This is a genomic window from Microbulbifer mixtoriginis (SeqCode) (genome assembly GCF_052468275.1).
Genome location: NZ_CP174341.1, coordinates 1,867,992 through 1,879,653, shown reverse-complemented (window position 1 = coordinate 1,879,653; position 11,662 = coordinate 1,867,992). Strand labels below are relative to the sequence as shown.

General features: G+C 54.7%; 10 protein-coding genes and 1 other RNA gene. 2 read left to right on the top strand and 9 right to left on the bottom strand.

Features of this window, described 5'->3' with window-relative positions; translation table 11 throughout:
- Positions 1 to 2 precede the first annotated feature (2 nt).
- The 9 genes from mraY to rsmI form a co-directional block, all read right to left on the bottom strand.
- Positions 3 to 1,088: a phospho-N-acetylmuramoyl-pentapeptide-transferase gene (gene mraY, locus ACJJIC_RS08195; protein ID WP_252082965.1), complete on the bottom strand. Its 1,086-nt coding sequence runs from the start codon at positions 1,086 to 1,088 to the stop codon at positions 3 to 5.
- Positions 1,088 to 2,467 carry a UDP-N-acetylmuramoyl-tripeptide--D-alanyl-D-alanine ligase gene (locus tag ACJJIC_RS08190; protein WP_445356743.1) on the bottom strand — a complete coding sequence of 460 codons (1,380 nt, stop codon included), beginning with the start codon at positions 2,465 to 2,467 and terminating at the stop codon, positions 1,088 to 1,090. The genes mraY and ACJJIC_RS08190 overlap by 1 nt, the downstream gene beginning before the upstream one ends.
- Positions 2,464 to 3,993 (bottom strand): UDP-N-acetylmuramoyl-L-alanyl-D-glutamate--2,6-diaminopimelate ligase, encoded by a 1,530-nt coding sequence (locus tag ACJJIC_RS08185; protein WP_444886948.1) that lies wholly within the window; start codon positions 3,991 to 3,993, stop codon positions 2,464 to 2,466. The genes ACJJIC_RS08190 and ACJJIC_RS08185 overlap by 4 nt, the downstream gene beginning before the upstream one ends.
- A complete protein-coding gene (locus ACJJIC_RS08180) occupies positions 3,990 to 5,750 on the bottom strand; it encodes a peptidoglycan D,D-transpeptidase FtsI family protein (protein WP_445356742.1) in 1,761 nt (586 codons plus the stop codon). The genes ACJJIC_RS08185 and ACJJIC_RS08180 overlap by 4 nt, the downstream gene beginning before the upstream one ends.
- Before the next feature lie 166 nt (positions 5,751 to 5,916).
- Positions 5,917 to 6,192: a cell division protein FtsL gene (gene ftsL / locus ACJJIC_RS08175; RefSeq protein WP_252082969.1), complete on the bottom strand. Its 276-nt coding sequence runs from the start codon at positions 6,190 to 6,192 to the stop codon at positions 5,917 to 5,919.
- Positions 6,193 to 6,196: 4 nt separating this feature from the next.
- Entirely contained in the window at positions 6,197 to 7,129 is a 933-nt protein-coding gene (gene rsmH / locus ACJJIC_RS08170) for a 16S rRNA (cytosine(1402)-N(4))-methyltransferase RsmH (RefSeq protein WP_444902946.1), read from the bottom strand.
- A gap of 12 nt (positions 7,130 to 7,141) precedes the next feature.
- Positions 7,142 to 7,585: a division/cell wall cluster transcriptional repressor MraZ gene (gene mraZ / locus ACJJIC_RS08165; protein WP_252082971.1), complete on the bottom strand. Its 444-nt coding sequence runs from the start codon at positions 7,583 to 7,585 to the stop codon at positions 7,142 to 7,144.
- A 465-nt stretch (positions 7,586 to 8,050) separates the two neighbouring features.
- Positions 8,051 to 8,418: RNase P RNA component class A (gene rnpB / locus ACJJIC_RS08160), an RNA gene on the bottom strand.
- 69 nt (positions 8,419 to 8,487) lie between these two features.
- Positions 8,488 to 9,330, bottom strand: coding sequence for a 16S rRNA (cytidine(1402)-2'-O)-methyltransferase (gene rsmI / locus ACJJIC_RS08155; protein ID WP_444900066.1), 843 nt, complete (start codon positions 9,328 to 9,330; stop codon positions 8,488 to 8,490).
- A gap of 39 nt (positions 9,331 to 9,369) precedes the next feature.
- Here rsmI and ACJJIC_RS08150 point away from each other — a divergent pair, with 39 nt between their 5' ends.
- On the top strand, positions 9,370 to 11,283 hold the full coding sequence (locus ACJJIC_RS08150) for a penicillin-binding protein activator (protein WP_444886953.1): 1,914 nt from the start codon (positions 9,370 to 9,372) through the stop codon (positions 11,281 to 11,283).
- Complete coding sequence (locus tag ACJJIC_RS08145; RefSeq protein WP_252082974.1) at positions 11,270 to 11,632, top strand: YraN family protein; 363 nt, start codon at positions 11,270 to 11,272, stop codon at positions 11,630 to 11,632. Before ACJJIC_RS08150 ends, ACJJIC_RS08145 begins: the two co-directional genes overlap by 14 nt.
- Positions 11,633 to 11,662 lie beyond the last annotated feature (30 nt).

Below are 11,662 nucleotides of genomic sequence, written 5' to 3'. Positions count from 1 at the left end.
TTTTATCGGAGTTTCAGTGTTGCCAGTCCAGCCAGAACCAGAATTACCGTGATAATCCAGAAGCGCACGATTACCCTCGGCTCGGGCCAACCTTTCAATTCAAAATGGTGGTGCAACGGGGCCATGCGGAAAATACGCTTACCCGTCAACTTGAAGGACGCAACCTGCAGGATGACTGAAACGGTTTCCATCACAAACACGCCTCCCATAATAAACAGCACAATCTCGTGGCGAGTGATCACCGCAATGATGCCCAGGGCCGCACCCAGGGCCAGGGCACCCACATCCCCCATAAACACCTGCGCCGGATAGGTGTTAAACCATAGGAACCCTAAGCCTGCACCGCACAGAGCGGCACAAAATACGGCGAGTTCCCCTGCACCAGCAATCGCAGGAATATGTAGATAATCGGCAAATTCCGCATGTCCAGATAAATAAGCAATAATTCCCAGTGCCCCGCCTACCATCACCGTAGGCATAATTGCCAGGCCATCAAGACCATCGGTCAGATTAACCGCATTACTGGAACCCACCACTACAAAATAGGTCAGCAGAATAAAGGTGACCGGCCCAAGGTTAATAGCGACGTCTTTAAAGAAAGGCACAAAGAACTGGGTTTCCGCCGGGCTGGTCGCACTCATAAATAAATATATGGCCGCCCCTAAACCGGCAATGGATTGCCAAAAATATTTCCAGCGTGCGATGAGGCCACGGGGGTTCTTGTGTACAACTTTTTTATAGTCATCGACAAAACCTACCGCGCCGAAGACAAAGGTCACCAGTAATGTGACCCACACATAGCGATTACCAAGATCCGACCATAGCAGCGCCGAAGCAAAGATCGAGGCGAGAATCAGGGTGCCGCCCATAGTGGGCGTACCGGATTTACTCAAATGTGTTTCAGGGCCATCGTCGCGAATCGCCTGCCCCACTTGTAAATGGTTCAGCCAGTTGATCATGCGTGGCCCAACAATCAGGGAAATCCCCAGTGCGGTAAGGGCCGCAAGAATTGCGCGGACAGTTAAATAATTGAACACCGAAAAGGTGCTCACATGTTGTTGTAATAATTCCGCCAGCCAAAGCAGCATTACGACTCCCCTCTGCTGTTGCCAAGCAGGGCCTGAGCGACCAGTTCCATACGGGCACTACGAGAACCCTTCACCAAAACAGTGGTGTTGTTATCTAATTCATGGGTCAGAGCCGCGATCAACGGCTCCCGCTCCCGATAATTCTGCAGGGGCTTATTGTCCCCATGGCTAAATGCCAAGCTGGCAGCAGTGCCTAATGGTCCCAAAGTAAACAGCGCATCAAGCCCACGCTCTCGCGCCAGATCACCCACATCGCGATGCATATCCTCAGCATCCGGCCCCAACTCCGCCATGTCCCCAAGCACCAGGATTCGTTTCCCTGGTCGTTGTGCTAATAGCTCAATAGCCGCACCTACAGAGCCCGGATTCGCGTTATAGCTATCGTCGATAACTGTGGCTCCACAAATACCGCGCTGCTCCTGCAAGCGGCCGCTGACACCTCTCAGGCTTGATAGCCCCTGAACAATTTCTTTTGCCGATATCCCCGCGGCAAAAGCACAGGCTGCCGCTACTAGAGCGTTATGCACGTTGTGCTCTCCAAGTAGCTGAAGCTGCAACGGGTAGCTAAGCCCTTCAATCACTAGGTCAAATCCGGCACAGCCACTATTATTCAGGACAATATTTTCCGCAAAGATTTCACATTGGCTGGCAAGCCCCACCTCTAAAGTGCGCACACCTTCGGGCATTCGCCCGCGCCAATAGTCTGCGTAATTATCATTGGCATTGATAATTGCGGTTCCACCGACATCCAACCCTGTATAAATTTGACCTTTGGCTTTGGCGATGGCGTCAATAGAACCAAACCCTTCAACATGAGCGGGCATAACATTATTGACGGCACTCACTTGTGGCTTGCCGATACTACACAGATAAGCAATATCGTCAGGGCCATTCGCCCCCATCTCCAAAATCAGTACATCGTGCTCTTCGCTGAGACCGAAAAGGGTTATCGGCAGACCGTACTGGTTGTTTAGGTTGCCTGCAGTCACACAAGGTGTGTGGCGTTGGGAAAAAATCGCCGATAGCATTTCCTTAACCGTGGTCTTGCCACAGGAACCAGTAATCGCAATTACTGGACCAGAGAATTTCTCACGACACAGCAGACCAATTTGTCCGAGTGCTACGGTAGTATCTTTCACCCGCCACTGAGGCAGGCCGCAACCCCGAACCTCCCGATCAACAACTAAGCCAAGTGCCTGACCATCAAGCTCTCCGACAAAATCATGAGCATCGAAATTGTCACCAACCAGTGCAACAAACAGTGCTTGGGGGTTTAATTTACGAGTATCTGTGCACACCTCAGAAAATTCGACCGAGCCATTGATCAACTCACCACCGAAGCGTTCTTGCAGTTGCTTAAGAGATAACGACCCAATCACTGGGCTTCCCCCTTCATCCCTTCAACCTTGAGGGGCTTACCCATACGCCGAAGCAACGCAGAAGCTGCCTGCTCGCGATCGCAAAAATGAATTTTTTCGCTGCCGATAATCTGGTAATTCTCATGGCCCTTACCAGCGATCAGCACTATATCTCCCGGCTGTGCCGCAGCCACTGCCTGGCCAATAGCCTTGGCCCGATCAATTTCTACTTCAATATTACTGGCAGCACCTTCGAGGATATCGTCGATAATTTTTTGCGGCTCTTCACTGCGGGGATTGTCGCTGGTAACAATGGCCCGATCGGCCATTTCCGAAGCTATACGCCCCATTGAAGCGCGCTTGCCAGTATCACGATCACCACCACAGCCAAATACACACCACAATTTCCCACGGCAATAAGGGCGTGCAGCGGCCAACGCCGCTCGTAACGCATCTGGAGTATGGGCGTAATCGACCAACACACCCACTTCATAGACACCTTCGACTTGAACTCGCTCCATACGACCGGGTACCCCCTGAATAGAGGGAAAAACCGTGAGAATTTCCTCGAACGGCATGCCCGCCGAAGCAGCAGCAGCGATAACGGCAAGTGCGTTATAAATATTGAAGTCGCCAATTAGCGATGCATTGAGTTCACCACTCCCCCAGGGAGAGCTGAGCTGGACAGAAAAGCCTTTTTCATGACGGCGTAAATCTGTCACATGCAGGTCGCCCGCCTGCAGGCCATAGGTCAATACACGCAGCCCGCGCAATCTGCAACGCTCCGCCAGTTGAGCGCCGAAAGGGTCATCCAGATTTATAATGCCGCGCTTTAATTTTGGCAGGCCAAATAATTTCTCTTTGGCAGCCCCGTAGGCTGCCATATTGCCGTGATAATCCAGGTGGTCGCGGGAAAGATTGGTAAAAATTGCAGTATCAAAAATAAGACCATGTACTCGGCCCTGAGACAGGGCATGGGAGGAAACTTCCATCGCCGCAGCACCTACTCCGCGTCGGCAAAAATCGGCAAAGTCCTCCTGTAGCCGCACAGGATCAGGAGTTGTAAGACCCGTCTCATGCAGCTCAATCACCCCGTGATTCCATATGCCATTGCCAATGGTACCGATCAGGGCAGCGCTGCCAAAATGCCGAGCCAATAACTGGGAGGTGAGATAAGCGCAGGTAGTTTTACCATTGGTGCCGGTCACTCCCACCAAATGCATTTTTCCGCTGGGATTATCGTGGAAGCGCGCGGCTATTTCCCCCACCCGCTTAGCAAGCCCGGGTACGGTAACCACAAGGATATCCTTGTGGGTTTTACATTCCAGTTTGTCCCCATCTGCCAACACTACGGCAGCGCCAGCTTCTATTGCGGCATCAATATATTCCCGCCCATCCACGACAGAGCCGCGCAACGCCATAAAAGCATCGCCAGCTTTCACCTTGCGGCTATCCAGAGCTACACCACTAACAGGTACATCCGGTATGCTCGCGTATCCGGGCACCAATTCCTGCAGGGAGATAAATGATTGTTCGCGCTGAGTCACGACTTTGAACCCCTTCCGGTTAACTGCGCGGCCAGCTGCCGTTCCGCCGGCTCTTTGAGCTCTGGCGGTACTTGCAGCAGGCGCATAGCCCCAGCCATCACAGCGCCAAATACCGGCGCTGCCACTTCACCGCCGTAGTACTTCGCCTGGCTGGGATCGTCTATTACTACAACCGCGGCAAGGCGCGGTTTGTCTGCGGGAATAAATCCCGCAAATACTGAACGGTAGCGATTATCGGCATAACCACCACTACCAACCTTGTGAACAGTGCCAGTCTTGCCCGCCACTCGGTAACCCTCTACAGCGGCTTGACGGCCAGTGCCGCGGCTGCCAATTACGGTCTCCAGCATGGCGCTCACATCCTTAACGAGCGGCCCTTCGACTACCCGCTGCGCCTCAGAATCGGGCTTATCGTCAGATAGAATCAGGGAAACCGGACGTTTAAGCCCACCGTTAGCCAACACGCTGTAGGCCTGGGCCAATTGCACCCCATTCACGGTTAAACCGTAGCCGAAGGCAAAATTAGCCCGCTCGATTGGGTGCCAGCGGCTGCGGCTAGGTAGGATTCCCGGCGTCTCACCAGGAAAACCACTGCCAACCGCCTCCCCCAAACCCAGGCGGTAAAAGAGTTCTCGAAGCGTATTTGGTTCCAAATCCAGGGCAATTTTTGTAATACCCACCTGACTCGACTTGGTGATAATGCTGGTTAGATCCAACTTGCCGTAGTTGACCGGATCCACCAAAGTTTTACCGGGCACGCGGATATAACCCGGGCTTGTATCTATTTCGGTATGGGGCTTGTAGCGACCTGTCTCCAGCGCCGCCAATACCGTCAAAGGCTTTACCGTAGAGCCCGGCTCAAACTGATCAATCAGAGCTCGATTGCGCATGGCCGCCGCCCTAACTCCCTTGCGGTTATTGGGGTTAAAAGAGGGCTGGTTAGCCATAGCGAGGACATCGCCACTGTGGATATCCAAAATCACCATAAAACCGGAAGCGGCACCATTTTCTGCCACAGCACTTTTTAATTCCCGATAGGCGAGGTATTGCAGACGCATATCAATCGAGAGGCGCAACTCCTGACCGGGTTGAGCCTCTCTCTGAATAGCCAGTTCTTGCACCGTGCGACCTTTCAGGTCCTTAACCACCTGCTGCGCACCTGGCTCTCCGGACAACCAGTTATCGTAAGCAAGCTCAATGCCCTCCTGACCGCGATCGTCGATATTGGTAAAGCCCAATAGCTGCGCAACCACCTCGCCGGCGGGATAGAAGCGGCGGTATTCCTTTTTGCTGTAGACACCGGGCAAATCGAGAGACAAGACCCGCTCCGCCTGCTCTGGGGTCAGGTGGCGACGCAGATACATAAATTCCTTATTGCGGTATTTTTCCAGGCGCGCGGTCAACTTATCCGCCTTTAACCTCAGCGTCTTAGCCAGTTGCTTTACTTGTTCGGGACTGCTCTCGCGCAATAATTTGGGATTGGCCCAGAGGCTGTGCACCGGGGTGCTGACCGCTAACAGCTCTCCATTGCGATCGACAATGGAACCCCGATAGGCGGCTATCTCCTCGGTACGGATGGTGCGCGCGCGCCCCTGATCCTGCAGGAAGCGATATCCCCGTTCCACTGCAGGAACCACCTGTAACCGCGCCAAGTGAGACACCAGTGCCAGGGCGAGCAGGCACAACAGAACCGCTACCAGCACAAAGCGCCAGCGAGCGATTCCCGCTTGAACTTGCTTTTTCTTTACTGCGCCCATAATTTTCCAATTTGGCGTTATATTGTCATCCTGAGGGCAAACCTCTTAGCGGGGCGATTTAACCGGTACCCCGACAGCGCATCGATAAACAAATTTTCTTATGCTTATTAAGTCAAATTCCGGTGTACACTGCCTAAAAGAGCCGCCTACACTCCGACCGAGCCAATCACTCCACTGGCACCAAGATCTGCTCTGAAGGGCTCGGCATGCGCATTTTTAATTCTTCCCGGGCCACTTTCTCCACACGGCTATACGCAGACCAGGCCCCCCGCTCAAGCAGCAGGCGCTCCTGTTCATAACGCAATTCATCGCGGGTCTTTTGTGCGCGACCTAGCTCTGCGGTCAATTCTCTGCTGCGCTGAGTCGAATACACCACTGCCAACGCCGAGGCAATTGCACCCACCCAGAGCACAGCAATGCCAAGAAACGACCGTATAGGCACAGAATCAGCACCCACCCTGCTTTTCGGCAATCCGCATCACCGCACTGCGTGAGCGCAGGTTTTCATCCACCTCGATGGTGTTAGCCTTGACCGCTTTGCCCACTGAACGCAGGGGCTTCGCGATTTGGCTATCCATTACCGGAAGTCCGCGGGGCAATTTGGGTCCGCGCTCTTTTTCGCGGATAAAGCGCTTAACCATACGATCTTCCAGAGAGTGGAAGCTGATAATCACCAACCGGCCTCCCGGCGCGAGCAACTGCAGAGACTTCTCCAACGTACTCTGCAGGTCGTTCAGCTCACCATTCACATGAATGCGAATAGCCTGGAAGACTCGAGTAGCAGGGTGCTTACCCTTTTCCCAGGCCGGGTTGGCTGCCTTCACTACCTCAGCCAAATCCAAAGTTCGCTCGAAGGGCTTTTCAGTGCGGCGACGAACGATGGCTGCAGCCATTCGCCGCGCGAAACGCTCCTCGCCATATTCTTTAAACACCCGGACCATCTCATCCTCGGCCTCGGTATTCACCCACTGCGCTGCGCTGATACCCCGGCTAGTATCCATACGCATATCCAGCGGCCCGTCCTGCATAAAGCTAAAGCCGCGCTCAGCCTGATCCAACTGGGGCGATGAAACCCCTAAGTCCAACAGGATTCCGTTAACACTTCCCGCCCTCTCGCCAACAGCGAGATCCATATCGGCAAAGGAGCCGTGCCAAATTGAAAAGCGCGGCTCAGCAGCAAAACGCTGCTGCGCATAGTCAATCGCCTGGGGGTCTTTATCCACAGCCAACAATTGCCCCTTGGGGCCCAGTTGTTCGAGGATCGCAGCGCTGTGTCCACCGCGCCCGAAGGTCCCATCCACATAGAAACCTTCGGTGTCAGTCACCAGAGCGTCCACGGCCTCGCGCAACAACACACTGCGATGCAATTCTTGAGACACTCGGTGTACTCCTTATAAAGAAAGGGAAGCCATTTCCTCGGGCATTCCCTCCTCGTCGTCACTATTATCGAGCCAGGACATCCATCGCTCCTCGCTCCAAAGTTCTAATTTCTTGCCCTGCCCCACGAGCATCAGCTTTTTCTCCAGCCCCGCATATTCGCGCAGAGTGGGAGGGATCAAAACGCGGCCATTGCCATCAACCTGCAGCTCACAGGCATAACCAATCAGTAATCGCTGGGCCCGACGCGCCACCTTATTAAAGCTGGGAAGAGCCTCGACTTTAGGCAAAATTTGCTGCCACTGCGGCGCCGGATAGACCAGCAGGCAACGCTCCTCTGTATGAGCTGTGATCACCAGGCTACCGGCGCACTCCTCCAGCAAGCGGTCGCGGACCTTCGCCGGTATCGCCAGACGCCCCTTGGCGTCCATATTGATTGCATGGCTGCCTAAATACACTTTGTGAGTTCACTCGCTCTGCTAGGCGATTGTCGCGGTAGACCCCTTCATCCAGCGGGCCGATAGCGGGAAAAATTTAAACTTACGCCGCACTGTGTAAATGCCCACTTACCGGCGACGAATAAACCACAAAGTTCCACGAATTTCCACTTTTACCCACTCTCGACACTATAAAACTGGTCGACACAAAGTCAAGGAAATCGACCGCAAAGTCCGCATAAACCCCAGTAAAATCGGGGTCTACAGCAAAGATGGGAGTAATGACATATAAATCACTGTCACAAAGTAACAAAATGGAGTGGGCACCCACTTACAAAATAGTCAACCATATTAAACTAGCCGCCACAGCACCAGTAAGCGCGCCACGATCAAAAACAGAGGTACATCCGTTCCATTCTCCGCCAAAGGCTATGCCAAGCTAGAGGGAACAAAATAAAAAGCCCGGCGGATGCCGGGCTTTAGAAATGTGTGAGCTGGCCTGTAAGCCGGGTTCTGTCGAGGACAACCATTCATCTGGGATGCCTGTCACCAGGCACCTCAAGCGACCTACCCGCCCTCAGTGCGGGTCACACCTATAGAGGGCCTATTTGGTCTTGCTCCGAACGGGGTTTACCGTGCCGCGGACTGTTACCAGCCGCGCGGTGCGCTCTTACCGCACCCTTTCACCCTTACCTGTGCTTCCCCAGACCAAAATCGAGGGAAGCCATCGGCGGTCTACTCTCTGCTGCACTTTCCGTAGGCTCGCGCCCCCCAGGCGTTACCTGGCGTTCCACCCTATGGAGCCCGGACTTTCCTCCATCGCACAAGGCGACAGCGATTGCCCGGCCAGCTCGCGGCGAAGAGTAATGAGGCGACAGCCGGAATGCAACAGGCATTTTCCCTGAACCGCGAAAGACAGCGCCTTATTTTTGCTCCAGGCTCCAGTTATACAGAGCCTTCTTTTTAACACCGGTAATCTCCGCAGCAATAGCGGCGGCCTTTTTCGGTGGTAACTCGGCCAGCAACAGAGTCATCACTCGCTGCGCCTCTCCATCCAGCTCGTTGTCGTGGCGACGCTCAGCACCACGCACCAACAATACAATCTCTCCTCGCTGCTGATTACTGTCGGAACGCACCCAATTTACCAACTCACCCAAAGGCATCAACTGGAATGTCTCGAAGGCCTTGCTCACCTCCCGCGCTATGACCGCTTCGCGCTCAGCGCCAAAAATCTCTGCCATCGCCTGCAAGGTATCTGCGACCCGATGGGGCGCCTCATAGAAAACCAGAGTTCGACTGTCTGATGCCAACTCCTGTAATGCTCGCTCACGGGGGCCGGATTTAGCGGGTAGAAAACCCTCAAAGCTAAATCGGTCACTGGGTAAGCCGGCAGCACTCAGTGCGGCGACAAAGGCACAGGCACCCGGGATTGGCACCACGCGAATACCCTTTTCTCGCGCCTCGCGCACCAGACGATAGCCGGGGTCGGAGATTAGTGGGGTACCGGCATCGGAGATCAGCGCCACCGTTTGCCCTTGCTCCAGGCGCTGTAGTATCTGTCCCGTACGCTTGCCATCGGAATGATCGTGATAGGCCATTAGCGGCGTATCGATATTGAAATGGGAAAAGAGTCTCTGACTGTGACGTGTGTCCTCTGCCGCAACCAGATCGGCGCATTGTAGAACTTCAATCGCTCGCGGTACCATATCGGCCAAATTACCGATGGGCGTAGCAACAATATATAGCAGCGCCTGATCCGGCCCCATAGCTGTTCACTCCAAATATAAATATTGCGGGAGAAGAATATGTTCGCCTCTTCCCGGCGTACCTCTACTGTGATCACCAGCGTGGCAGCCGCCGCCCTGACACTGGCCTTAGCTGCCTGCCAGACTCCAGCCTCACGGCCTGGAGGCTACCAGCCCTCCTATCCGGCAAACCACCAAGTCAGCCGCAGTGATGCCCTGCGGCTGCTGCGCCGCGCAGATACCCTGCCGGCACCCGCTAGGGACCAACAGCGTCTGCAAGCGGCGGCTATTCTATACGAGCTGGGCGACAAAGAGACGGCCAAAGACGCAGTAACCCTAATAATTCCCGAGCAGCTCGACGACACTCTGTTTGCCAGCTACGCCCAGGTTTACGGCCATCTACTGGTTGATAATGACGATTTCTTCGAGGCTTTAGACCTAGCAACCTCGACGCGCCTCGACAGCGTCTGGAGGCAACTACCCCACGATACCGCCCTGCCGTTGCGAAACCTGCGTGCCGACCTATGGGGGCTTTTGGGAGACTTGGATAGCGCTATATCTGAGCGCCGCGAGATTTCCTACCTGGCCCAATCTGATGAAAGCATCACCGAGAACAACAACGGTTTCTGGCAGCTGTTAACCCAGCTGCCCTCCAGCGAACTTCAGCAGCGCGCCAACAGTAGCAGCGATACCCAGATGCGCGGCTGGTATCAGCTCGCCCTGCTGGGGCGCGATACCCAGGCCGATATCAGCTCTCAACTCACCGCCCTGAGCCGCTGGCGGGAGCGCTGGCCAGCACACAGTGCCAATTCCCACCCACCCGAGGCACTGCAACTACTGGAACGCCTAGCTGCGCAGCGGGCAGATAATATTGCCTTATTACTGCCTATCAGTGGCTCACTGGGCAGTGCCGGCCGCGCGATTCGCGATGGTTTTATGGCCGCCCACTACACCGCCTTAAAAGCTGGTGCAGCAACGCCTCGAGTATTGGTGTACGACACCGGTACCGAGCAACCTTTCGAGGAGATTTATCAAAATGCTGTAGACGCGGGAGCACAGTTTATTGTCGGCCCTCTCGATAAAAGTAAGGTCGCTAATTTACTGGCCACTGAAAAGTTACCCGTCCCCACACTCGCGCTGAACTATGGCGACAAGGGCCGACTTACTGGCGACCTGGTCCAATTTGGGCTGGCAGTTGAGGATGAAGCTCGCCAGATTGCCCGTCACGCCTATCGCCAGGGACATCGCCAGGCGATGGTTTTGAGCACCAATAGCAGCTGGGGACAGCGTGGTGCCGAAACGTTCGTGGAGGAGTGGCAGCAACTCGGCGGCTCCGTAAGCATCAATGAAACCTTCACTAATAACAGCAAATTTTCTGACCTGGTCAGCGATGTCCTGCTTATCCCCGACAGTAAGGCGCGCAAGAAGGCACTCCAGGGACGCCTGTCGGCGCCACTGGAGTTCACCCCGCGCCGGCGCGGTGATGTCGACATGATCTTTGTTACCGCCCTGCCGCAGCAGGCACGACAGCTCAACCCCATGTTGACCTACTTCTATGCTGGAGACCTGCCGGTTTATGCGACCTCACATGTTTTTGCCGGCCAGGCCAACTCAAATCGCGATCGAGATATCAATGGCGTGCGCTTTACCGCACTGCCCTGGCTGTTTGAAGACAGTGAAACCAAACGGAATATCGAAGAGCAGGTAGCCCCGCAGGCAGCATTCGCCCGCCTTTACGCTCTGGGCGCAGATGCTTTCCGCCTCTACCCGCGCCTGCCAATGTTGCGCCAGTTCCCAGAGCAAAAAGTACACGGCCTCACCGGCGCACTGAGCCTAAGCACCGACGGGCGCATAGTGCGCGAGCAGATGTGGGCTCAAATTGAAAAAGGTGTGCCGGTACCGATTACAACCATAGAACCCCCGATGCCAGCGCGACAACCCAGCCTGCAAGCGGATAATAGTGAAACTTTTTAAAGGCTCCGCAGGCAGTATCGGCGCCCACATGGAGGGCGCCGCGGCACGCTATTTACAGCGTGCCGGACTCACCCTGATCGAACGAAATTACCGAAGTCGCCACGGAGAGATAGACCTTATCGCCCGTGAAAGCGATACTGTAGTGTTTGTGGAGGTGCGCTTCCGCCGCAACAACCGTTTCGGCGGGGCCGGAGCCAGTGTAGATATTCGCAAGCAACAGAAACTGCTCGCCACTGCCCACGGCTATTTGCAACAACACAAACTGGACTGTCCCTGCCGCTTCGATGTCCTTGCTATAGAGGGCGATGCGCAAAACATTCAGTGGATTAAAAACGCCTTCGAAGCTTGAGGCAAAACCGAGATTTACCTTGCCAAGTAT